The organism is Janthinobacterium sp. 75 (genome assembly GCF_004365495.1).
In the GTDB taxonomy this organism is placed as follows: domain Bacteria; phylum Pseudomonadota; class Gammaproteobacteria; order Burkholderiales; family Burkholderiaceae_D; genus Janthinobacterium.
Genome location: NZ_SORD01000001.1, coordinates 3,103,355 through 3,125,612, shown reverse-complemented (window position 1 = coordinate 3,125,612; position 22,258 = coordinate 3,103,355). Strand labels below are relative to the sequence as shown.

Sequence of the window (22,258 nt, the reverse complement as noted above, 5' to 3'; positions counted from 1 at the left end):
TTCTGCCTCTCAAGCTTACTGCAGATGCATCAAGCCAGCTTGGCCGAGTGTTCCCGCGTCGCATGGAACGTCAGCTTCGGCCAGCGCTCTTCCGTCAGGCGCAGGTTGACGCCCGACGTGGCCAGGTAAGCCATGTTGCCGGCCGCATCGTAGGCCACATTGTGGCCCAGTGCGTTCTCGAAGTCCTGCAGGACGCGCTTGTCGTCGCAGCTGACCCAGCGGGCGCTGCTGATGCTGGTGCCCTCGAACACGGCATCGACGCCATACTCGTTGAGCAAACGGCTGGCCACCACTTCGAACTGCAGCACGCCGACGGCGCCCAGTACCAGTTCGCCGCCCTGCACCGGCTTGAAGACCTGTACCGCACCCTCTTCGCCCAGCTGCTGCAAGCCCTTGTGCAACTGCTTGATTTTCAAGGGATTACGGATGCGCACGGAGCGGAAGAAGTCTGGCGCAAAGTACGGAATGCCCGTAAAGGTCAGCATCTCGCCTTCGGAAAAACTGTCGCCGATCTGCATGTTGCCGTGGTTCGGCAAGCCGATGATGTCGCCCGCGTATGCCTCTTCCACCTGTTCGCGCGAGGACGCCATGAAGGTCACCACGTTCGATACCTTGATCTCACGCCCCAGGCGCAAGTGCTTGACCTTCATGCCGCGCTCGAAACGTCCAGAGCACACGCGCAAGAAGGCGATGCGGTCGCGGTGCGCCGGGTCCATATTGGCCTGAATCTTGAAGACGAAACCGGTAAACGGCTGCTCGGACGGCGCCACCGACCGTACGGTCGCGTCGCGCTCGCGCGGTGCGGGCGCCCAGTCGACCAGCGCGGAGAGAATCTCGCGCACGCCGAAGTTGTTGATGGCAGAACCGAAGAACACGGGCGTCTGCACGCCGGAGAGGAATTCCTCCAGGTTAAACGGATTCGACGCGCCGTGCACCAGCTCCACTTCCATGCGCAACTGATCCATCTCCAGCGGGAACATCTCCTGCAGGCGCGGGTTGTCGATGCCCTTGATGATTTCGAAGGCGCCGTCAGCTTTTTCTTCGCCGGCCTTGAACAGCATGATCTCGTCATTCAGCAGGTGATACACGCCGCGGAAGTTCTTGCCCATGCCGATAGGCCAGGTGACGGGCGCGCACTGGATCTTCAGCACCGATTCGAGTTCGTCGAGCAGGTCCAGCGGATCGCGCGTCTCGCGGTCCATCTTGTTCATGAAGGTGACGATGGGCGTATTGCGCATGCGGCAGACAGCCAGCAGCTTGATCGTCTGCGCTTCCACGCCCTTGGCCGCATCGATCACCATCAGCGCCGAGTCAACTGCCGTCAGCACGCGGTAGGTATCTTCCGAGAAGTCCTGGTGGCCCGGGGTGTCGAGAAGGTTGACGACGTGGTCGCGGAATTCGAACTGCATCACCGAGGATGCGACGGAAATGCCGCGCTGCTTCTCGATCTCCATCCAGTCCGATGTCGCGTGGCGACCCGATTTACGGGCCTTGACGGTACCGGCCATCTGAATCGCACCCGAGAACAGCAGCAGTTTTTCCGTCAGGGTGGTCTTGCCCGCATCCGGGTGGGAAATGATGCCGAAGGTGCGGCGGCGTTGTACTTCACGCGCGATCACGGCAGGCGCCTTGCTGCTGACTGACGCTGCGGCGTTGTCCGCATTGTCAGTGGAATCGGGGGTAGTGATGTCGTTCTCGTTGGCCATATTGGTGACCATAATATGGCCCTCGCAAAAAACCCTCGATTTTACAGAAGGATCGCCCTTCCGTGTGAACTGCTTCACTGTGGCGGAAAGCAAAATCGCCCACTTCATCAAGGGGTCACAATCCGCAGGCAACATTGCACTGCAGAAATGTTGTAACCCTACCCTGGAAACCCGATGAAAATCCTCCTCACTCCCGCCATCCGACTCATGCAGCGCTTGCGCCTGCTGCCCAAATTCATGCTTGTCTGCCTGGTCTTCCTGCTGCCGCTGGCGCTGGCGACCACCTTGCTGATCTCGGAGCTGGGCAAGTCGCTGGCCCAGGCGCAGGATGCGCAGCGGGGCGTGACCTATGTGCGCCAGCTGCAGGAAAGCACGCGGCTGCTGCAGCAGCGGCGCGGCCTCGAGCACTTGCGCCTGAACGGCAAGTCGGGCATGGACAACTCGGCCCTGAATGCGCGCATCACGGCCGCGCTGGCCTCCCTGGCGCGCTTGCCCGCAGGTGCTGGCCTGCCCCAGGCGGCCGAGCTGACGAAGCAGTGGCAAGCCCTGCTGGGCCGCCAGGCGGGCCTCGCGGCGCGCGACAGCTACGCGGCGCACACGGCGCTGCTGCGCCAGGCGGCCAAACTGGGCCAGCTGGTAGCCGACCGTTCGCACCTGAGCCTGGACCCGGACGCAGGCGCCAACCACCTGAGCGCGGCCTTCACCGCCACCCTGCCCGACCTGGCCGAGAGCCTGTCCGACATCGCCGGGCGCGGCGCCGCCTACATCGACACGGGCCTGTTCGAAGCGAACGAAGATCAGCTCGTCAACGCCAACGCGCTGATCGCGCGCCACGAACTGGAGCGCCTGCCGGCACGCTTCGACGAAATCATCGCTGCCAAGCCGGAATTGCGCACCAGTCTGCAAGGGGTGCTGAAAGCAGTGCCTGCGGCGCTGGCCTTCCTCGAACGCACGAAAAATGAAGTGACGAATTCCTACGACCAGACCTCGGGCGCGCAATTCCACGCCGGTGGCATGCAAGCCATCGACGCCTTGCAGGCGCTGTCCGGTGCCTCCGCTAGCGCCCTGGACACCCTCCTGGCGCAGCGCATCGCCCGCGACGAGGCGCGCCGCGGCCTGATCCTGGCGGCCATGCTGCTGGTGCTGCTGGCCGCCGCCTACCTGTGCGCGGGCTTCTACGCCGCCTTCGCGCGCGACGTGACGCAACTGCGCGTGGCCGTCGGCGCGGCGGCGGCGGGCGACCTGTCCCAACGCATCACTTCGCAGGCGCACGACGAGATCGGCGACCTGGTGCGCGACTTCGGCGCCATGACGCATGGCCTGGCCACCCTGGTGCAGGAAATCCGCGGCGGCGCGGCCGTCATCGCGGCGGCAGGCGCCGATATCGCTCAGGGCAATGCTGCCCTGTCCGGCCATACGGCCACGCAAGCGGACGCGCTGGGCGCCACCGTGGACTCGATGCGCGAGCTGACGGCCACCGTGGGCCGCAACGAAGCCCATGTAGGACAGGGGCGAACCCTGGTGGCCACGGCGGCCGACGTGGCCCTGCGCGGCGGGCAGAGCGTGGGCGCCGTGGTCGAGACCATGGCCTCGATCAAGGCCAGCTCGCACAAGATCGTTGACATCATCGGCGTCATCAACGGCATCGCCTTCCAGACGAATATCCTGGCCCTGAACGCGGCCGTGGAAGCGGCGCGCGCGGGCGAGCAAGGGCGCGGCTTTGCCGTCGTGGCTTCCGAAGTGCGCAGCCTGGCGCAGCGCTCGAACGAGGCGGCGCTGGAAATCAAGCGCCTGATCGGCGATTCCGTGGCCACCGTGGATGCGGGTGGCGACCTGGTCAATGCCGCCGGCAGCACCATGCGGCAAGTCGTCGATGCGGTGCAGCAAGTAGCCGTGGTGATCGGGCGCATCAGCAGCGCCGGCGCCGAGCAGAATGGCGAGATCGCCCGCATCAACCAGGCGCTGGCACAAATCGACGACATGACGCGCCAGAACGCAGGCCTGGTCGACGAGGCGCGCGCCGGTTCGCAGCGCCTGCACCAGGAAGGCGAGGCCCTGACGCAGGCGGTCAGCCGCTTCCGTCTGGGTGAACACGAGGTGCCTGGCGCGCGCCAGGCGAGCGCCGCGACCATGCGCGACGGCTTGCCCAGCGTGCGTCCGGCCGGCCTGCGGAGCGCCAATAAACCACGCGTCATATCACAAAATCGCGCAGAACGGCGCAAGGCTAGCTAGTCAAAAGTGTGCGCGTAGGACAAGGACTACAAATCCGCCTCAAAAGAGACTACAAAGTGGCGACTGCTAATCTTATGTTCGCCACTTACATAAGCTTTTAAAGTAGCTACATCGCGATCTGCAGCGCGCGGTCGAAAAAAACGTCGTTACCACTTTGAGTCGGCGGCTTTTTTGACCAACAACGCGGCAGTCGCACTCCGATGTAAAAAGCCTGTGAGGAATACTATGAGCCATACTCAACTTATCGCCCCGGTCCAGAAGAACCAGTTGCTGCCGCGCGCCATGCCGGCGGCAGGACGGGAAATCAAGCTTGCGTCGCGGGTTAGCCTCAGCAGTGCACAACAAAATGAATTGCTGGCCGCCCTGCCGCGCGCCGCGCTCGAATCGCTGTTCGAAGACCTGGAACTGGTGGAACTGCCTTTCGGCAAAGAACTGTATGCCTACGGTAACAACCTGGAATACAGCTATTTCCCCACTACAGCCATCATTTCGCTGCTGTATGTCATGGAAGATGGCGCCACAACGGAAATCGCCGTCGTCGGCCATGAAGGTGTGGCTGGCGCCTCGCTGCTGGCAGGCGAGCGCGCCATGTGCACGGCTGTCGTGCAAAGTGCCGGCTACGGCTACCGCCTTAAAACGCAAAGCTTGCGCGATGCCTTCAATCAAGGTGGCGCCCTGCCCCAGTTGCTGATGCGCTATACCAACGCCTTGTTTGCGCAAATGGCGCAGAACGCTGTTGGCGGCCGCCACAGCTCGATCGAGCAAAAACTGTGCCGCTGGCTGCTGGACCGCCTGGACCGTTCACCATCGAACGAATTGAAAGTGACGCAAGAGCTCATTTCCATCATGCTGGGCGTGCGCCGCGAAAGCATCACGGCCGCCGCCGGCAAGCTGCAGGAAGAAGGCTTGATCCATTATCGCCGTGGCAATATCACGGTGCTGGACCGCGCCGGCCTGGAATGCTATGCGGGCGAATGCTACAAGGTCGCCAAGACGGAATATGACCGCTTGCTGCGCGACGTGTCACGCTGCTGATGCGAAACGGCCGCTGACACGGCAGCATGAACAAAAAAATGGCCGGGCTATATGCCCGGCCATTTTCTTGCATCCAGAAACACTCAAACGCTGGCGTCTTCGTCGATCTCTTCCGGTTCCGGCGTCAGCGGCAAGGGAATCACGGCTTCCACACAAGTTCCCTTGCCTTCCGGCCCCTGGCGCACAGTCAGGGTGCCGCCCAGCAGCAAGGCCCGTTCGCGCATGCCCAGCAAGCCGTGCGACATGGGTTTTTGCAGGGCATCTTCGGTGATGCCGATGCCGTCATCGGTCACGCGCAGCACCAGGCCATGTTCATTGCGTTTCAAGGTCACGCTGACCATGCCGGCGCGCGCATACTTGAGGATATTCGTCAGCGATTCCTGCACGATGCGGAACAGGGCGATCGTCAGGGTCGCTTCGCGGTTGTCGATATTGATGGCCACGTCCGTTTCGCAGCGCACAGAGCTCATGCGGGCAAAATCCTCGCAATAGCTTTCAATGGCAGCACACAGGCCCAAGTTATCCAGCAGGCTGGGGCGCAAATCCTCGACGATGCGGCGCTTCAGTTCCACCGTTTCCAGCAAGGTGGCCTTGGCGCGGCGCAATTGCGCGGCCAGTTCCGGCCGCGTGTGGGCCAGTTGCTGCGTGACGGCGCCCAGGTCCATGCTGATCGAGGTCAAATTGGCGCCCAGTTCATCGTGCAGCTCACGCGCCAGGCGCGCCTTCTCCACTTCATTGACGCTGATCAAATGGCGCGACAGCACGGATAGCTGCTCCGTGCGCTTGCTGACTGTCGATTCCAGGTTGTCGTTGGCATTTTGCAGCGCATACTCGACGGCCGCGCGGTTCTGGAAGCTGCGCCGCACCAGCTGGTAAAACATGATCAGCACGAGGATGGCCAAGGCATTGATACCGATGCCAAGCAGCACGGCTTTCTGGTACTCATGATAAAAAGCCGCACTGCCGGACGACAGTGCCTCATTCTGCTCGCGCGTCATGATCACCACCTGCAGTCGGATTTCGTCCATGGTGGCGCGATCATCGGTCACGCGCGAGATATTGACGATTTCGGCCAGCCCGCCCTGCTTGTAGACCTCGATCGACTCTTGCAGCATCGACATCTTGCGACGGATCAAGCTTTTCAGCTGGCCCAGGTTTTTCAGCTGCGTGGGACTGCCAGCGAGCAAGGTTTGCAACTCCTTGAATTCGTTTTCGATTTCGGTGCTAGCCGTCTTCGACGGCCCCAGATATGTTTCGGAGCCGGAAATGAAATAGCCGCGCAAGCTGCTTTCCGCGTCCAGCACGAGCACGTTCAAATACTGCAGGCGGTCCGCCACACGGGCGCTCTGGCTGAGCAAGGCGTTCGTGCCCTTCAGCGATTGCAGATTATGGAAGAGACTGAAACCATTGAGTACAAGCAACAAGGCGCAAGCCACGCACAGTATCGTCTTGTAGAGGGGCAGGCGGTGATTCGGGGCCGGTTCAACGGTGAAATACATCCTGATGTGCATCCTTAGCAAGGTTCGGCGCGGGAGAAAGCGCCGGCGCCGGCCAATTATAGTCCTCGCCACAGACTGCTGCACCGCACAAATCGTGCTGGCTAGCTGGCTGAGCGATCATGTTTCCATGATCGCACTGCAGCGCTAGTCAAGCAAATTGTTTTTCATTGCGTAATAGGTCAAGTCGCTGTTCGATTGCAAGCCCATTTTTTCCATGATGCGCGTACGGTAAGTACTCACCGTCTTGATGCTCAGCGACAAGGCCACACCGATATCGGACACGGTGGCGCCACGCGCCAGGCGCAGGAAGACCTGGAATTCGCGGTCCGACAATTCTGTATGCAGTGCGGCATTCGTGTCGCGGTCGAACGACTGCGCCAGCAACTCGCCCACGGTGGAACTGACGTAGCGGCGCCCCTGGAACACGGTGCGCACGGCCGTCATCAGCTCATCGGCTTCGCATTCCTTGTTCAAATAGCCATTCGCGCCCATCTTGAACAGGTTCAGCGCGTATTGTTGCGCGGGATAGCCGCTGAGTATCAGCACGGGCAATTCCGGCTGGCCCTGGCGGATCGTGCGCAAGGTATCGATGCCGCTCTGATCGGGCATGGCGATATCGAGCAGCAATACATCGCATATTTCGCGGCGGGCGATATCGAGCGCTTCACGCCCCGTACCGGCTTCCGCCACCACACTGAAATCGCTTGACGACGAAAAAATTTGCTTGAATCCAGCTCGTACTATTTGGTGATCATCACAAATGGCAACGCGTATCATTGTTTCCCCTTAAATTTTCCTGGCCTGGGAAAGACTACCGGAACCTGAACGCTGCTCCGGCTTAGCGTCACTAACAAAAACGCAACATTAACATTATATTCAAAATAGGGCGCGCCGCAGGCTACCGGCAGCGCCCGGGCAGCCAGCCCATGCAATATAGTCAGCCCGTATTGGACAACCCCACCTATATTGGTACAAATCTTATTTTAGCAAGTTTAAAATCGCAATTAATTCATTGCGTATCCACGCGCGGTCCAGCGGCTCTTCCTGCGGCGCGACGGGCATGGCCGGCAGCACAGGCAACTCATCAAGGATGGCATGCGATGCACCACGGCTATCGAGCTTGTTGCGCGCACCACTGATGGTAAAGCCTTGCTCATACAGCAATTCGCGGATACGACGTATCAGCAGCACCTCGTGGTGCTGATAATAACGGCGATTGCCACGTCGTTTGACCGGCTTGAGCTGGGAAAACTCCTGCTCCCAGTAGCGCAGTACGTGCGGTTTGACGCCGCACAACTCGCTCACCTCGCCGATCGTGAAATAGCGTTTCGCCGGAATGGGCGGCAAGGCGATCAACTCGGTTTTACTGATGCGCTCGTTCATCGCCACTCACTCAGGCAGCACGTGCCAGCGGACTAGTCTCTTCGACCATGCTCTTCAGCTTCTGGCTCGCATGAAAGGTCACGACACGGCGTGCGGTAATGGGAATCTCTTCGCCCGTCTTCGGATTGCGGCCCGGCCGCTGCGGCTTGTCGCGCAGTTGGAAATTGCCGAAACCAGACAGCTTGACGGCCTCGCCACGCTCGAGCGCATTGCGGATCTCATCGAAAAAGGTCTCGACCATATCCTTCGCTTCGCGCTTGTTCAGACCCACTTGCTCGAACAACAGTTCGGCAAGTTCCGCCTTGGTCAAGGTGGGTAAATCTTTTTCCGCTTCCTGGCGCACTTTGGCAACCAGCATGGCCCGATGCAGATCGGCGGCCAGTGCTGATTGCAGTACGGCGGAATCAACGTCGCTGTTATTAATTTTCCTGCCCTGCCTTTTCTGTGCGCCCGAGCCCGCCACATGGCAGGCTCGTCTACTGTTGACGACGGAAAGGCCGTCACGCTAGGCGACGGCCAGTCCGCAAATTACGAACGCAGTTTAGCGTCGTGGCCCTGCTTGGCGGCATCGATCAGAACAGCCATCAAGCCATCGACGACATCGTCCTGCAGGGTGTTTTGAGTATCTTGCAAGCTAATCCGGAAAGCAAGGCTTTTTTCATCCGCTTCCAGCCCTTTTCCACGATATTCATCAAATAAAACAATGGCTTGCACGATACGCGCTGCAGGGCTTGCCTTGACGGCAACGTGGAAGCTGTCGAGCAGATCCTGCACCGCCACCGATTGCTTGACGACCACGGCCAAGTCGCGGCTGGCGCCAGGGAATTTGGAGATTTCCTGGTACACGGGCACGACTCTTTGCGTCAAGGCAGCGGCGTCGACTTCGAACAGCACGGGCGCCAGCGGCAAGTCGTACTTTTGCATCCAGCGCGGGTGTAATTCGCCGATGAAACCGATGACTTTGCCATCGAGTTCCACGTTGGCCGAACGGCCCGGATGCAGGGCCGGGTGCTCCGCCTTGGTGAAACGCAAGACCAGCGGCGCGAACAGCGCTTCCAGGTCTGCCTTCACGTCAAAGAAATCGACCGTGCGTGTAGCCTGGCCCCACTGCTCGTCGGCCACCGGGCCATACGCCATGGCTGCCACACGCTTCGGCTGGGCGTAGCCAGCCACCGACAAGGGGCCGTTTTCCACGCTGTCATCGCGCTGGTAGATGGCGCCCACTTCGAAGATGCGCACGCGGTTCGTCTTGCGGTTCAAGTTGTAGCGCACATTGGCGATCAGGCTGCCGATCAGCGAGGAACGCATCACGCTCATCTGACTGGCGATCGGATTCTGCAATTTGATAGGATTCGTGTTACCCGAGAAATCGCGCTCCCATGCCGTATCGACAAAGCTCATATTAACCACTTCCTGGAAGCCCAGGTCGGCCAATTCATGACGTACCGCAAACAGGGAGCGAGTATTTTCTGGTGCAATCTGCATCACGTTCGCTGCCACGGGCGGCAGGGTCGGGATGTTTTCAAAGCCGTACACGCGCGCCACTTCCTCGATCAGGTCTTCCTCGATCTCGATGTCGAAACGGTAGCTGGGCGACGTCACGGAAAAAACGCCGTCCGCCAGGGTGAATGGCAGGGCCAAACGCGTGAAGATATCGGCGATCAACTCATCGTTGAGCGGCACGCCGATGACCTTTTGCGCGCGCGCCGTGCGCATGGACACTGGCTGGCGTTGCGGCAAGTTCACAACATGGTCGTCCACGGGGCCGACGGTCGTTGCCGGCGTACCGCAAATTTCCACGATCAGGGCCGTGATGCGCTCGATGTGCTCGACGTTGGTGGCGAAATCGACGCCGCGCTCGAAGCGGTGCGCCGCATCGGTGGAGAAATTCAAACGGCGGGCGCGGCCTTGAATCGCGTTAGGCCACCAGAATGCCGCTTCCAGGTAGATGCTGTCCGTATCGTCCGATACCGAACTGGCGTCGCCACCCATGATGCCTGCCAGCGATTCGATTTCCTGGTCATCGGCAATGACGCCGATCCACTCGTCGACGGCGACGGTATTGCCATTCAACAGCTTGACCGATTCGCCCGCCTTGCCCCAACGCACGTCGAGGCCGCCGTGGATCTTCGCCAGGTCGAACACGTGGCTGGGACGGCCCAGTTCCAGCATCACATAGTTGGAAATATCGACCAGGGCCGACAAAGGACGCTGGCCGCTGCGCTCGAGGCGCTGCTTCATCCAGTCAGGCGTGACGGAACGGGCGTTCAAGCCGCGGATGACACGGCCCGTGAAACGGCCGCACAGGTCCGGCGCGCTGACTTTTACGGGCAAGACTTCGTCGCTCGACACCGGCACGGTGCGGAACTGCGGCACATTCAGCGCCACGCCCGTGAGCGCCGACACTTCACGCGCCACGCCCAGCACGGACAGGCAGTCCGCTTTGTTCGGCGTCAACTTGATGGTGAATTTCAAGTCGTTCAAAGCAAAGTAATCACGGAAATTCTGGCCGATCGGCGCGTCATCCGGCAATTCCATCAAGCCGGCGTTTTCTTCCGACAATTTCAATTCGCGCGCGGAGCACAGCATGCCTTGCGACTCGACGCCGCGCAGCTGGCCAACCTTGATTTCAAACGGCTTGCCATCGGCGCCAGGGGGCAGCACGGCGCCCGCCATCGCGCAAACGACTTTCAAGCCCGGGCGCACGTTCGGCGCGCCGCAGACGATGTTGAGCATGGTGCCCGTGCCGACATCGACCTGGCACACATTCAGGCGGTCCGCATTCGGATGTTTTTCCATCTCCAGGACCAGGCCTACCACCACGTTCGAGAACGGTGGGGCGACGGGATCGACGTCCTCGACTTCAAGACCGGACATGGTCAGCAGATGGGCCAGTTCGTCCGAAGTCATCTTCGGATCGACCATGGTACGGAGCCAGTTTTCGGAAAATTGCATAATCAAGCCTTCAAAGGGTCAAAGCTCACAGCGCGAGCGCACAGGCGCTCAAGCGCCATGAATCAAACGGAACAACGCTTTAGTTGAATTGCTTCAAGAAACGCAAGTCGCCTTCATAGAACAGACGCAGGTCGTTGATGCCATAGCGCAGCATCGTCAAGCGTTCCAGGCCGGAGCCGAAAGCAAAACCGATGAATTTCTCAGGGTCGAGGCCGAAGTTCTTCACCACGGTCGGATGGACCTGGCCGGCGCCTGACACTTCCAGCCAGCGGCCCTTCAATGGACCCGAGCCAAAGGCGATGTCGATCTCGGCCGACGGTTCCGTGAACGGGAAGTACGACGGACGGAAGCGCACTTGCAAGTCGTCCGTTTCAAAGAAGGCCTTGACGAAATTCAGGTACACGCCCTTCAGGTCGGCAAAGCTGATGTCTTCGGCGATCCACAGGCCTTCGACCTGGTGGAACATCGGCGAATGGGTAGCATCGCTGTCGACGCGGTAGGTGCGGCCCGGCGCGATAACCTTGATCGGCGGCGTATGCGTGCGTGCATAGCGCACTTGCATCGGGCTGGTATGCGTACGCAGCAGCAAAGGCTTGCCATCCGTGTCGTTACCGTCGATATAGAAGGTGTCCTGCATGGAACGGGCTGGATGGTTTTCCGGGCTGTTGAGCGCCGTGAAATTGGTCCAGTCGTTTTCGATTTCAGGGCCGTCGGCCACGTCAAAGCCGATCGAGCGGAAGATTTCCTCGACCCGCTCCCACGTACGCATCACGGGATGGATGCCGCCGGGCATGCGGCCACGGCCTGGCAGGGTCACGTCGATCGCTTCGGCGTTCAGACGGCCTTGCATCTGTGCATCGGCGAGTGCATCACGGCGCGCCGTCAGCGCATCCTCGATCTGCACTTTGACGGCATTGATCAGGGCGCCCTGCGCCTTGCGCGCGTCCGGGTCCAGTTTGCCCAGGCCCTTCATCATTTCGGTAATCTGGCCAGTCTTGCCCAGGTAGCGGGCTTTGGCGTTTTCAAGTGCGGCAGCGTCTGCGGCGGCGATAAAGTCAGCCTGAGCCGAGACGACGAGTTCTTCTAGGGAGTTCATGCGGCATTTCCTGTTTTGGACATCAATTCTGGACTCGGTTATCAAAAGTCCAACAATCAAAAACGGAAACGGGGCATAAGGTTCACACCCCTGCCCCGCTCTTTATGACGTCACCCTACGGATGACGTTGTGCAATCACCGATGCTTACGCAGCGATTTTTGCTTTAACTGCGTTGACAATCGCAGCGAATGCTGGCTTGTCCATCACAGCCATATCGGCCAGGACTTTACGGTCCAGTTCGATATTTGCTTTTTTCAAGCCGTTCATGAATACGCTGTACGTTACGCCATGCTCACGGGAAGCGGCGTTGATACGGGCGATCCACAGGCGGCGGAAAACGCGCTTCTTGTTGCGGCGATCGCGGTAAGCGTATTGGCCAGCGCGCATAACTGCTTGCTTGGCAACACGGTATACACGGCTGCGGCGACCACGGTAGCCTTTAGCTTGAACAAGAATCTTTTTATGACGGGCACGAGCTGTAACCCCACGTTTTACTCTAGGCATAGTAACTCCTTAAATTGAGTGTGAGATTAAGCAGTCGGCATCATGCGGTAGACGGATTTCACGTCAGACGCAGCGACATTGGTGGTACCGCGCAGAGCGCGTTTCAGCTTGGTGGTTTTCTTGGTCAAGATGTGGCGTTTGAACGCATGACCACATTTAACAGTTCCACCCGGACGCACGCGAAAACGTTTTTTCGCAGAGCTTTTGGTCTTCATTTTAGGCATAGCAATCTGTCCTCTTACGGACAGCTCCATTTATAACAGGATTGCAGGTGGCAACACGACGCTGCGCTTAGATGCCTGCTTTCACATGTTGTGCAGCGGATGCGAGTCCGCTACAGTTTGCGCGGCCCGCACATTGCTGAGCGGGCCGCGCAAATTCTGCCTGGAATCTGGTGTCGCACCAATGCTGGCACAAACCACGTCGATCCACAGTAAAACGCTATTGTAGCTTACTTCTTCTTCTTAGGCGAAAGAACCATGATCATTTGGCGCCCTTCCATCTTCGGGAACTGCTCGACCTGGCCGTACGGCTCCAGATCGGCTTTCAGACGTTCCAGCATGCGGAAGCCAATATCCTGATGCGCCATCTCACGACCGCGGAAACGCAGCGTGATTTTGGTTTTATCGCCATCCTCAAGGAACTTGATGAGATTACGCAACTTGATATTGTAGTCACCATCATCAGTCCCCGGACGGAATTTGACTTCCTTCACGAGGATGATCTTTTGCTTCAATTTGGCTTCGTGAGCTTTCTTTTGCTCCGAATACTTAAATTTGCCGTAGTCCATCAAACGGCACACCGGTGGCTGCGCGGTAGGCGCAATTTCCACCAGGTCGACGTTTGCCTCTTCCGCCAGGCGGAAGGCTTCAGCCAAACTTACGATACCGAGTGGCTCGTTATCGACCCCGCTTAAACGCATTTCAGGGGCAGTGATTTCGCCATTGATGCGATGTGACTTGTCAGTAGCTATTGTAATTTCCTTTAAAAATCTTGTAAGACGGTCGTGCAGCGAGTTTCCTCGTCAGGCCTTGGTGTCGACTTCATGTTTGAGTCGCTCAATCAGGGCATCGACGGACATGACGCCCAGATCGACATTGCCCCGCGCCCGCACGGCCACTGTATTTGCATCCCGCTCTTTGTCGCCAATTACTAAGATGTAAGGCAATTTTTGTACGGAATGTTCACGTATTTTATAGGTAATCTTCTCGTTACGCAAATCAGCCTGTACGCGCAGCCCCGCTTTGCGCAGTTTTGTTGTAACTTCCTGTACATAGTCAGCTTGAGCGTCGGAAATATTCAACACCGACACTTGCACCGGCGACAACCACAACGGCATGGCACCCGCATAGTGCTCGATCAGGATGCCGATGAAACGCTCCAGCGAACCCACGATCGCGCGGTGCAGCATGATCGGCACCTGGCGCGTGTTGTCCACGGCCACGTATTCGGCGCCCAGACGGCCTGGCATCGACGGATCGATCTGCACGGTACCCACTTGCCATGCGCGACCCAGACTATCTTTCAGGTGATATTCGATCTTCGGACCGTAGAACGCGCCCTCGCCCGGCAATTCCGTCCATTCCACGCCGCAGGCGCGCAGGGCCGAACGCAAGGACTCCTCGGCGAAATCCCAGGACTCTTCCGTGCCGATGCGATTATCGGGGCGCAAGGCCAGTTTCACGTCGATATTCGTAAAGCCGAAAGCCGTGTACACATCCATGGCCTGCTGGTGGAAAGCCGTCACTTCGCCGGCGATCTGTTCTTCCAGGCAGAAAATGTGACCATCATCCTGCGTAAAGCCGCGCACGCGCATCATGCCGTGCAAGGCGCCCGATGGCTCGTTGCGATGGCATTGACCGAATTCGCCGTAGCGCAATGGCAGGTCGCGGTAGCTGCGCATGCCATTGTTGAAAATCTGGATATGGCCAGGGCAATTCATCGGCTTCAGCGCATACGCGCGGTTTTCCGATTCCGTGATGAACATGTTTTCACGGTAATTGTCCCAGTGACCCGTTTTTTCCCACAGGCCGCGGTCGAGGATTTGCGGCGCCTTGACTTCCTGGTAACCATTGACTTGGTACACATTGCGCATGTATTGCTCGACCTGCTGCCAGATCGACCAGCCCTTCGGGTGCCAGAAGATCAGGCCTGGCGCTTCTTCCTGGAAATGGAAGAAATCGAGTTGCTTGCCCAACTTGCGGTGATCGCGCTTTTCGGCCTCTTCCAGGTTGTGCAGGTACAGTTCCTGGTCTTCCTTCTTGGCCCAGGCCGTGCCATAGATACGCTGCAGCATCTCGTTTTTCGAGTCGCCGCGCCAGTAGGCGCCAGCCAGCTTCATCAGCTTGAAGACTTTCAGCTTGCCCGTCGATGGCACGTGGGGGCCGCGGCACAAGTCCGTAAACTTGCCTTCGGAATACAGCGACACTTCCTGGTCGGCCGGAATCGAACCGATCAGCTCAGCCTTGTAGGCTTCGCCGATACCCTTGAAGTATTCGATGGCTTCATCGCGGGCAACAACCTTGCGCGTGACTTGCTCGTCCTTCTTGGCCAGTTCGGTCATTTTCTTTTCGATCGCCGTCAAATCTTCCGGCGTGAACGGGCGTTTGTAGGCGAAATCGTAGTAAAAGCCGTTGTCGATCACGGGACCGATGGTCACTTGCGCTTCCGGGAACAATTCCTTGACGGCATACGCCAGCAAGTGAGCCGTCGAGTGGCGGATCACTTCCAGGCCATCGGCGTCCTTGTCCGTGACAATCGCCAGTTCCGCGTCTTGCTCGATCAAATAGGAGGTATCGACCAGCTTGCCATCGACCTTGCCGGCCAGTGCAGCCTTGGCCAGGCCAGTACCAATATTGGCCGCAACCTGGGCCACGGTGACCGGCCCGTCAAATTGACGGACGGAACCATCGGGAAGTCGGATTGTAAGCATATTGATCTCCATATCGGCGCTGACGCCAGGTAAAACTGCGATGTGATGGGTGAAATAACTGAAAGGAAAACGCAGACGCAAAAAAACGCGGACTAGCCGCGTTTTTCACTTTCTTGAGACAAAGGAAACCCGTTCGACTAGCGTCACTCCCAAAGCTTGGTAGTAGTTCGCGGTGTCATAACCGGTTTTACCTTTCTCTCTAACTGCATTCTGGTGGGCGGTGAGGAATTCGAATCCCCGACCCCTTGGATGTCGACCAAGTATTCTAACCAGCTGAACTAACCGCCCGTAAAACTTTTGTTGATCATTGTATTTCAAATGACCGCTTGCGGCTTGCGCCAGCTTAAAACCATCTACTGCCAAATTCTGGTGGGCGGTGAGGAATTCGAATCCCCGACCCCTTGGATGTCGACCAAGTATTCTAACCAGCTGAACTAACCGCCCCGAAGACCAGCATTATAGAGAGGCTTTCCCAGAATGACAAGGGCTGTTTTGCAGGAAACTTTAATCTGTTTTTCATCCGCCTCCCAGGCGTCAGCCCCCTTTATACAGAGTCGGCCCGGCGCACGCGGAATGCCGCTAGAATCGCGGCATGAACTCCACCTTATTAGCCTGGCTGAAAACCCTGAGCCGCGTCTGCGGTTTCGAAACGGCCGATTCCTTCCCGCCCGGCCACCCGTATGCGCGCACGCGCTGGAATGCGGCGTACTTCGATATCGCTTCCGACGTGAAACCGGACGAGATGGAACGGCGCATCTGCGCGGCCATTGCCAACACGCCGAGCGTCTTCGCCTACATCAGCAATCCCACGCCGCGCATGCAGCGCGCGCTGCTGAGCGTGATCCACGACCGGCTGCGGCGCCAGCCCGGTGCGGGGGCCACGGACCTGGTCTTGTTATTGATCAATGCCTACGCCAGTCCCCACATCACGGAAGCCGTGCCCGGCCTGCGCACCCTGATCTTCAACACGGAACATGAAGACACAAATCTGCGCGTGCATGCCATCCTGGAATTGCTGGTGGGCACGCCACGGGGGCTGGACGTGATCGATATGTAGTGAACGAGCTGTCAATCAGGCGTGATTGGCGGGCACATAGCGCGCCCGCAAGCGCATGAATGGTGTTTCCACCACTCTATACAAGAGCCAGCCCGTGACGATGCTGAGCACTATCATCACCAGCATGGCCGGCAAGCTGTCCGGCCCGTAACCCATATCCTGCAAGATCGGGCGCAGCAGGATGCACAACTGCTTGTGCAACAAATAAATCGCATACGACCACAACGCCAGGCTGGCAGCACCCGGCACGCGCACTGTGTAGAGGACACTGGCGGGACTCAGCGCGGCAATCAGCAGCAGGGTAAAGCTGGCGGCCAGCACCGGATAGCCGAACACCGTCACCCAGTAGCCATAATGATCGGCAAGAAACACATAAAACATCAGTGCCGTACCAGCGATACCCGCCAGCAAGGCGCGGTTGCCATATGAGGTCAGGCGCGTCCAGGCGCCCGGATGGTAGTTTTTCAGCAGCGCCAGCGCCACGCCCGCCACCAGCTCGTCGAAGCGGCACCAGGATGCGTAGTAAATGTACTTGTAATAGCCGAGGCCGCCGCGCGGCACTTGCACATATTCATCCCACAGAGTCGCGCGCACCAGCATGCCGACGATAAAGCTGGCGGCCACGGCCACCCACGCCCACAGCAGCGACTTGCGGCAGGCGGCGACAAGCAAGGCCACGGCCGGCAGCAGCACATAGAACTGCTCTTCCACACATAGCGACCATGCATGGGAAAACGCCGTGCCCGGTGTCAAATTGATGTTTTGCGTAAAGGTGAGGAATTTCCACAGGGGCAGCAGCGCACTATCGCCGCGAAACGCGGGCCACAAATAATACAGGGCCAGCACGACATAGAAATTGGGCAAGGTGCGAAGGAAGCGCCGCGCATAGAAGCGGGGCAAGGAAAAGCCGCGTTCGCTGCGCAAGGAGGCGAAGATCTGGTTGCCGATCAGATAGCCGCTAAGGGCAAAGAACAGGTCCACACCCGTCCAGCCGATTTCTCCCCAGAAACCAAATGCCCCGCCATCGCTGACGAACAACAAATAGTGGTTCATGAATACCAACACGATGGCCAGCGCGCGCAAGGTATCGAGACCGTACAGGCGTGAAGAAGATGAAGACGACATGGATATCAGCAATGGAAAACAACGGTGGCGCCGATCATGCCATGCCGCACACTGCCATGGTCAACTTTTTCCAGGCGGCCAAGGCGAATCCCGCTAAAATATGCCGACCCCGCTTTCCCTTCCCGCAACCGCATAGGATATGTCCAGCATGAGCAGCGCACTCCACTTCAAGTCCATCAACTACACGGGCCAGGGCAGCGGCCCGCGCCTGATCGTCACGGGCGCCGTGCACGGCAATGAAACCTGCGGCACCAAGGGCATCCACCGCGTAATGGCTGAACTCGACAGCGGCGCCCTCTCCATTCTGGCCGGCAGCGTCACCTTCGTGCCCATCACCAATCCACTGGCCTACGCCAAAGGCGTGCGCAGCGGCGACCGCAACCTGAACCGCAATCTGTTTCCGAACGACAATCCGCAGGATTTCGAAGACCGCATCGCCAACTGGCTGTGCCCCTTGCTGGGCCAGCACGACGTGCTGCTGGACTTGCACTCGTTCAATGCCGACAGCCAGCCTTTTGTCATGGTGGGACCGCGCAACAACGACGGCCCGCTGCAACCGTTTCAACATGAAGACAAGGAACGCGCGCTGGCGCGCCGCCTGGGTGTGCGCCGCTTCGTTGATGGCTGGCTGCACGCTTACGGCCAGGGCGTGCAACGCCGCCTGGGCAATAGCGACCAGGTGGGCCTGGTCTTGCGCTACGGCGTGGGCACCACTGAATACATGCGCTCGACGGGTGGCTACTCCTTGACCCTGGAATGCGGCCAGCACGCGGACCCTGCTGCGCCGGATGTCGCCTACCGCGCCATCAAGAATACGCTGGCCTTCCTCGGTTTCATTGATGCACCGCAACCGGAAGCCATCGCGGACGCCGACATGGAAGCACTCAATATGGTCGTCGTGCACGACAAGCTGCACGCGGACGACCGCTTCATCAAGACCTGGTCCAGCTTTGACAAGCTCAAACAGGGCGAGCAGATCGGCGTGCGCGCGGACGGCACGCCCGTGACGGCCGAATTCGACGCCTACATCCTCTTCCCGGACGTCAACGCGCAAGCCAATGCCGAGTGGTATTACCTGGCAAGAGTTGCCGCCAGTTTCTGATTAATGACCCACTGACTTGGAGAAAAGGTTAATCACCAGCACGCCGGCAATGATCAGCCCCAGGCCGATCAAGGCTGGCGTATCCAGGCTCTGCTTGAACCAGAACCAGCCCACGGCAGAAATGAGCACGATGCCCACGCCGGACCAGATCGCATACACGATGCCGGTAGGAATGACCTTCAAGGTCAGGGACAAGCACCAGAAGGCGATACTGTAGCCGACCACGGTGATGACGCTGGGCCACAAGCGGCTAAAGCTCTCGGACGCCTTCAAGGCGCTGGTAGCGACGACTTCGGCGACGATGGCGATGGCCAGGTAGAAATACGTCATGGCAAGGCTCATGCGACAGTCCTTTCAAGGTAAATAGGAACAACAACGCCCCGCCCGCCCACCGCCTGTTCGATCATGGCGGCACGGCGGCGCAGGGCGCATCGGGGAAAACCACGTTACTGCGGGCTGAGCAGCTTCAAGCCCAGGATGCCGGAGACGATCAATGCGATGCAAGCCAGCGCAGCCGCCTTAGGTATTTTTTTGCTAAATACGGAAGCGATGCCCTCCCCCACCAGCCAGCGCCCGTCGCGGACTTTGCAAACCTGCACCGCACTGTTTTCAGCAAAACCTGTCTGCGCCGGTACGAAGGCATTCGATCAACTGTCGCTGAAAAAAGTAGCGCTCTGTTTTTTCGAAGACAACCTTGGCATCAGTCATGATGCGAAAACGCACGTCATTGATTTCAGTCTTTCCGTAATTTCATCCATGGCGATTCCCAGCTGCAGCAGACTCGGAGCCTCACCCTGGCAACCGCCATTATGACCCATATGGTGTTATCAAACTTCAGGATGCCGCAGCCGCGCTCGCATGGCCGGCGAATGCCGGAAGCAGTGAGGGCCCTCTTCGAGATCTTCGCCACCGAATAGTCCGGCAGATACCCTCTTCGCCACTTGAACACAATGTTAGATCGCTCGCTCCAACTGAGATTGCAATATGACCGGTGCATAAACCTCAACAGTCACCGTCAGCCTGAAGCTGCGTGGATGGTTCAGCCCTCCATTGCGACTCCCCGATGTACTACTGTATCCATTCTGCATCCCTTCGGAAAATAATGAGCGCCACTTTGGGCTCTGGCACGAAGAAGGTACAGCCGGTGTCGCTAATTCGCCCACTTTGTCTATGTCGATCAGAAATTCATGGATGGAAAGATTGACCCCTTACAGCCAAGCTAAATTATGCCCCCTGAAGCAGTCAATTTGATCTGACAGTCACAGGCTTGAAACCGAATAATTGTCAATGATAGCTCGATCATTACAGCTCGATCCGTTCGCATGTCACTAGCCCATGAAATGTCTACCTGGATTTCCTCAACTCCACCGAAGAATTCGAACTCTTAATGGCCTTTATAGTTACATAAAAGATATTATTGCCATGATTGAATTTATAATGTAGAGTTGCAAGAAAATTCACTAAATACTTCCTGGAGTGGACTGTCAAGTGTGTACGATACTTCCCGTCGAGGAAAACACGATTTCTCAACGACTGATCCGGCGGATAGCCATTTTCTTGCGGGTTCGGCTCGCAATCACTAATGTGATTTTACTTATTCCAGTGGCATTTTGCACAAACGCGCTCGCGGAGAATTTTTCTTATATGCATAGCCTAAAGTCAGCTGAGAAGTCCATTGGGGATCTAGATATTTTTTCCAGGCTTGAAAACTTGAGCCCGGACAAAGTAGAGTCGCTGTACGAGAGCAAGGGCAATGACATTCAGAAACTAATGACAATGCGTTCTCTTACTGGAGACTCAACCGGTGCGGCTGAAGCCTTCCGCTGGCGGTATTTTCTGTCAAAATCAAAACCAAGCATTGCTCAAGAAAATCAGGAAACATTGGAATCAGTAACTGCAGAAAATGCACTTGAAGCGATTGTGGCAAAGGCAAAAATGCATCAAATCGTTATCCTCAATGAAGCTCACCAAGAACCGATACATCGTGTTTTTGCGGCTAAGGTCGCCCGCGAGTTGAAAAAAATCGGATTCAATTATCTGGCAGGTGAAACGTTCCGGCCGAACATTCCACAAAAGCCAGGGTACGTCGACACCAGTATGGGGTTTTATTTACGCGAACCTATGTTCGGAGAATTTATACGGAATGCGATTAAAGACAAATGGAACTTCGTTGGATATGACGTCTATCCAGAAGGACCAAATATCGCCGATCTGGCCAGGGAACGGGAATTTGGTGCGGCGCAAAATATCATCCGCCAGATTTTCTCCAAAGATCCTAATGCCAAGGTATTTATTTATGTCGGCTACGGACATGCCCGAAAAGAACCCGCATATACGGACGAAAAAACATACGCTTCATTGGCAGCAGTGCTGCAGCATCGGCTCGGTGTAGAACCACTCACAATCAATCAATCGGATATGTTTAGCCACGGCGATAAAGAAACAGATAATCCAGTATATCGGAAGGTTCTTGAGCGCTTTCCAAGTTCAAATCCCATTGTTCTCAAGAAAACAGAAGGAGAATATGCAGTTTTAAGCGGCCGACCGGGATATGACATGGAGGTATTTCATCCCGATGGCACAATGCTGTCAGAGACTGGACGCCCAATTTGGATGCAGAAAGCAGCTGGCCTGTATGCTCTCGCTATCCCGTCTGAGCTTTTACCGAAGGACAGGCGACGACTAATCCAGGCATTTCACGTAGAGGACGGTCCGAATGCCGTTCCAGCTGACATGGTAATGGTTGAAGTCGGTCGCCCGCCCAAGGCTTTAATGCTACCAGCAGGCAAATTTCGTCTGACTTACGAGGAGTGAACAACCAGTACCCCCCCCCCATTTTTAGAGCGCGCGAAAAGTAGCGGTTGAGCAGCAAAGACAAGCTTTTGTTTTGGCGTGATGCCGCCAAGTGCCATGTTGGGCCGGTCGTGATCGTAAGCCCACCACCAGCGGCTTGCGAAATCCTGAATCTCATCGAGCGTTTCAAACAGGTGATGGGCCAACCAGTCATAGCGCGCCGTGCGGTTATAGCGCTCGACATCAGCGTTCTGCTGCGGCTGGCCAGGCTGGAAAAAACGATGCGTATGGCACGCCTGGCGGCCCAGGCCAGCGTCACAGCGCCGATGTACTCCGGGCCGTTATCGCCGCAAATGACCTGGGGTTTGCCACGCCATTCGGTGATCCTGTCGAGGAACCGGCTGACTGGAGGATTACCACATGGCGCATCAGGAAATGTATTACTGCGGGCTGAGCAGCTTCAAGCCCAGGATGCCGGAGACGATCAATGCGATGCAGGCGATGCGCGCGGCGCTGGCCGGCTCACCGAGCACCATGATGCCGAAAATGGCAGTGCCGACAGTACCGATGCCGGTCCAGATGGCGTACGCCGTGCCCAGCGGCAAGGTGCGCAAGGCCAGGCCCAGCATCACCACGCTGCCCAGCATGGAAACGGCCGTCAGTACGGAGGGCACGAGGCGGGTAAAACCGGCACTGTATTTGAGACCGATGGCCCAGCCAATTTCAAGCAAACCCGCCAATACCAGAATGATCCACGCCATCTCTTTTCTCCCGAGGCGGCAGGGTCGTCCCCGCCATACAGCCCCCACATCGAGCGGGGTCGTCCCCACAGGAGCAA

The 22,258-nt window shown here is 58.0% G+C and carries 20 protein-coding genes, 2 tRNA genes and 1 pseudogene; 6 read left to right on the top strand and 17 right to left on the bottom strand.

All coding sequences use genetic code 11. From position 1 onward, the window contains the following. Positions 1-29: 29 nt before the first annotated feature. On the bottom strand, positions 30-1,706 hold the full coding sequence (locus tag C8C89_RS14285) for a peptide chain release factor 3 (protein WP_101484606.1): 1,677 nt from the start codon (positions 1,704-1,706) through the stop codon (positions 30-32). 174 nt (positions 1,707-1,880) lie between these two features. Between C8C89_RS14285 and C8C89_RS14280 the strand changes: the two genes are divergently transcribed. Both C8C89_RS14280 and C8C89_RS14275 read left to right on the top strand, forming a co-directional pair. Beyond that, a complete protein-coding gene (locus C8C89_RS14280) occupies positions 1,881-3,938 on the top strand; it encodes a methyl-accepting chemotaxis protein (RefSeq protein ID WP_133990503.1) in 2,058 nt (685 codons plus the stop codon). Positions 3,939-4,163: 225 nt separating this feature from the next. Further along, entirely contained in the window at positions 4,164-4,973 is an 810-nt protein-coding gene (locus C8C89_RS14275; RefSeq protein ID WP_034783188.1) for a Crp/Fnr family transcriptional regulator, read from the top strand. Positions 4,974-5,056: 83 nt separating this feature from the next. Here the strand turns inward: C8C89_RS14275 and C8C89_RS14270 are convergent, their stop codons facing one another. The 12 genes from C8C89_RS14270 to C8C89_RS14215 all read right to left on the bottom strand — a co-directional run bounded on the left by C8C89_RS14270 (position 5,057) and on the right by C8C89_RS14215 (position 15,787). Then, positions 5,057-6,472 carry a CHASE3 domain-containing protein gene (locus C8C89_RS14270; protein ID WP_133990501.1) on the bottom strand — a complete coding sequence of 472 codons (1,416 nt, stop codon included), beginning with the start codon at positions 6,470-6,472 and terminating at the stop codon, positions 5,057-5,059. Positions 6,473-6,616: 144 nt separating this feature from the next. Continuing rightward, positions 6,617-7,249 carry a response regulator transcription factor gene (locus C8C89_RS14265; RefSeq protein WP_034783185.1) on the bottom strand — a complete coding sequence of 211 codons (633 nt, stop codon included), beginning with the start codon at positions 7,247-7,249 and terminating at the stop codon, positions 6,617-6,619. A 201-nt stretch (positions 7,250-7,450) separates the two neighbouring features. Then, positions 7,451-7,855, bottom strand: a complete 405-nt coding sequence (locus C8C89_RS14260; protein WP_133990499.1) for a MerR family transcriptional regulator — start codon at positions 7,853-7,855, stop codon at positions 7,451-7,453. A 10-nt stretch (positions 7,856-7,865) separates the two neighbouring features. Next, positions 7,866-8,213, bottom strand: a complete 348-nt coding sequence (locus C8C89_RS14255) for an integration host factor subunit alpha (RefSeq protein ID WP_010399205.1) — start codon at positions 8,211-8,213, stop codon at positions 7,866-7,868. A gap of 170 nt (positions 8,214-8,383) precedes the next feature. Further along, on the bottom strand, positions 8,384-10,810 hold the full coding sequence (gene pheT / locus C8C89_RS14250; RefSeq protein WP_101481819.1) for a phenylalanine--tRNA ligase subunit beta: 2,427 nt from the start codon (positions 10,808-10,810) through the stop codon (positions 8,384-8,386). A gap of 79 nt (positions 10,811-10,889) precedes the next feature. Then, complete coding sequence (pheS, locus tag C8C89_RS14245) at positions 10,890-11,906, bottom strand: phenylalanine--tRNA ligase subunit alpha (protein ID WP_034751917.1); 1,017 nt, start codon at positions 11,904-11,906, stop codon at positions 10,890-10,892. Positions 11,907-12,051: 145 nt separating this feature from the next. Then, a complete protein-coding gene (gene rplT, locus C8C89_RS14240; protein ID WP_010399214.1) occupies positions 12,052-12,411 on the bottom strand; it encodes a 50S ribosomal protein L20 in 360 nt (119 codons plus the stop codon). Between the two features lie 26 nt (positions 12,412-12,437). Continuing rightward, complete coding sequence (gene rpmI, locus C8C89_RS14235; protein WP_010399216.1) at positions 12,438-12,635, bottom strand: 50S ribosomal protein L35; 198 nt, start codon at positions 12,633-12,635, stop codon at positions 12,438-12,440. A gap of 227 nt (positions 12,636-12,862) precedes the next feature. Then, the gene (infC, locus tag C8C89_RS14230; RefSeq protein ID WP_071650129.1) at positions 12,863-13,384 is read right to left on the bottom strand and encodes a translation initiation factor IF-3; all 522 of its coding nucleotides are present in this window, start codon (positions 13,382-13,384) and stop codon (positions 12,863-12,865) included. Positions 13,385-13,435: 51 nt separating this feature from the next. Further along, entirely contained in the window at positions 13,436-15,343 is a 1,908-nt protein-coding gene (gene thrS, locus C8C89_RS14225; protein ID WP_101484607.1) for a threonine--tRNA ligase, read from the bottom strand. 211 nt (positions 15,344-15,554) lie between these two features. Then, positions 15,555-15,631 (bottom strand) — tRNA-Val (locus C8C89_RS14220). 79 nt (positions 15,632-15,710) lie between these two features. Further along, a tRNA-Val gene (locus tag C8C89_RS14215) sits at positions 15,711-15,787 on the bottom strand. A 148-nt stretch (positions 15,788-15,935) separates the two neighbouring features. Between C8C89_RS14215 and C8C89_RS14210 the strand changes: the two genes are divergently transcribed. Beyond that, positions 15,936-16,400, top strand: a complete 465-nt coding sequence (locus C8C89_RS14210; RefSeq protein WP_101481820.1) for a hypothetical protein — start codon at positions 15,936-15,938, stop codon at positions 16,398-16,400. A 15-nt stretch (positions 16,401-16,415) separates the two neighbouring features. On the opposite strand, the gene C8C89_RS14205 is transcribed toward C8C89_RS14210, so the two are convergent. Next, positions 16,416-17,525, bottom strand: a complete 1,110-nt coding sequence (locus tag C8C89_RS14205) for an acyltransferase (RefSeq protein WP_166674739.1) — start codon at positions 17,523-17,525, stop codon at positions 16,416-16,418. A 148-nt stretch (positions 17,526-17,673) separates the two neighbouring features. Between C8C89_RS14205 and C8C89_RS14200 the strand changes: the two genes are divergently transcribed. Beyond that, positions 17,674-18,627: a succinylglutamate desuccinylase/aspartoacylase family protein gene (locus C8C89_RS14200; protein WP_243858017.1), complete on the top strand. Its 954-nt coding sequence runs from the start codon at positions 17,674-17,676 to the stop codon at positions 18,625-18,627. Here the strand turns inward: C8C89_RS14200 and C8C89_RS14195 are convergent, their stop codons facing one another. Continuing rightward, entirely contained in the window at positions 18,628-18,957 is a 330-nt protein-coding gene (locus C8C89_RS14195; RefSeq protein ID WP_133993388.1) for an SMR family transporter, read from the bottom strand. Positions 18,958-19,104: 147 nt separating this feature from the next. Here C8C89_RS14195 and C8C89_RS26990 point away from each other — a divergent pair, with 147 nt between their 5' ends. Further along, a complete protein-coding gene (locus C8C89_RS26990) occupies positions 19,105-19,440 on the top strand; it encodes a hypothetical protein (RefSeq protein ID WP_166674737.1) in 336 nt (111 codons plus the stop codon). Positions 19,441-20,211: 771 nt separating this feature from the next. Beyond that, entirely contained in the window at positions 20,212-21,441 is a 1,230-nt protein-coding gene (locus C8C89_RS14185; RefSeq protein ID WP_133990495.1) for a hypothetical protein, read from the top strand. A gap of 50 nt (positions 21,442-21,491) precedes the next feature. Here the strand turns inward: C8C89_RS14185 and C8C89_RS14180 are convergent. Both C8C89_RS14180 and sugE read right to left on the bottom strand, forming a co-directional pair. Next, positions 21,492-21,826: pseudogene (locus tag C8C89_RS14180) on the bottom strand (integrase core domain-containing protein); the annotation flags it as partial. Positions 21,827-21,860: 34 nt separating this feature from the next. Further along, on the bottom strand, positions 21,861-22,181 hold the full coding sequence (sugE, locus tag C8C89_RS14175; protein ID WP_070217981.1) for a quaternary ammonium compound efflux SMR transporter SugE: 321 nt from the start codon (positions 22,179-22,181) through the stop codon (positions 21,861-21,863). Positions 22,182-22,258: the final 77 nt, after the last annotated feature.

What these genes read in the sequence shown, in the direction of transcription:
- C8C89_RS14195 (WP_133993388.1), bottom strand. Translation starts at nt 18,957, where the DNA reads ATGACGTATTTCTACCTGGCCATCGCCATCGTCGCCGAAGTCGTCGCT.
- C8C89_RS14205 (WP_166674739.1), bottom strand. Translation starts at nt 17,525, where the DNA reads ATGTCGTCTTCATCTTCTTCACGCCTGTACGGTCTCGATACCTTGCGC.
- C8C89_RS14285 (WP_101484606.1), bottom strand. Translation starts at nt 1,706, where the DNA reads ATGGCCAACGAGAACGACATCACTACCCCCGATTCCACTGACAATGCG.
- C8C89_RS14255 (WP_010399205.1), bottom strand. Translation starts at nt 8,213, where the DNA reads ATGCTGGTTGCCAAAGTGCGCCAGGAAGCGGAAAAAGATTTACCCACC.
- C8C89_RS14260 (WP_133990499.1), bottom strand. Translation starts at nt 7,855, where the DNA reads ATGAACGAGCGCATCAGTAAAACCGAGTTGATCGCCTTGCCGCCCATT.
- sugE (WP_070217981.1), bottom strand. Translation starts at nt 22,181, where the DNA reads ATGGCGTGGATCATTCTGGTATTGGCGGGTTTGCTTGAAATTGGCTGG.
- thrS (WP_101484607.1), bottom strand. Translation starts at nt 15,343, where the DNA reads ATGCTTACAATCCGACTTCCCGATGGTTCCGTCCGTCAATTTGACGGG.
- C8C89_RS14265 (WP_034783185.1), bottom strand. Translation starts at nt 7,249, where the DNA reads ATGATACGCGTTGCCATTTGTGATGATCACCAAATAGTACGAGCTGGA.
- pheS (WP_034751917.1), bottom strand. Translation starts at nt 11,906, where the DNA reads ATGAACTCCCTAGAAGAACTCGTCGTCTCGGCTCAGGCTGACTTTATC.
- C8C89_RS14275 (WP_034783188.1), top strand. Translation starts at nt 4,164, where the DNA reads ATGAGCCATACTCAACTTATCGCCCCGGTCCAGAAGAACCAGTTGCTG.
- pheT (WP_101481819.1), bottom strand. Translation starts at nt 10,810, where the DNA reads ATGCAATTTTCCGAAAACTGGCTCCGTACCATGGTCGATCCGAAGATG.
- C8C89_RS14200 (WP_243858017.1), top strand. Translation starts at nt 17,674, where the DNA reads ATGAGCAGCGCACTCCACTTCAAGTCCATCAACTACACGGGCCAGGGC.
- rpmI (WP_010399216.1), bottom strand. Translation starts at nt 12,635, where the DNA reads ATGCCTAAAATGAAGACCAAAAGCTCTGCGAAAAAACGTTTTCGCGTG.
- C8C89_RS14210 (WP_101481820.1), top strand. Translation starts at nt 15,936, where the DNA reads ATGAACTCCACCTTATTAGCCTGGCTGAAAACCCTGAGCCGCGTCTGC.
- C8C89_RS14280 (WP_133990503.1), top strand. Translation starts at nt 1,881, where the DNA reads ATGAAAATCCTCCTCACTCCCGCCATCCGACTCATGCAGCGCTTGCGC.
- C8C89_RS26990 (WP_166674737.1), top strand. Translation starts at nt 19,105, where the DNA reads ATGCCGGAGACGATCAATGCGATGCAAGCCAGCGCAGCCGCCTTAGGT.
- rplT (WP_010399214.1), bottom strand. Translation starts at nt 12,411, where the DNA reads ATGCCTAGAGTAAAACGTGGGGTTACAGCTCGTGCCCGTCATAAAAAG.
- C8C89_RS14270 (WP_133990501.1), bottom strand. Translation starts at nt 6,472, where the DNA reads ATGTATTTCACCGTTGAACCGGCCCCGAATCACCGCCTGCCCCTCTAC.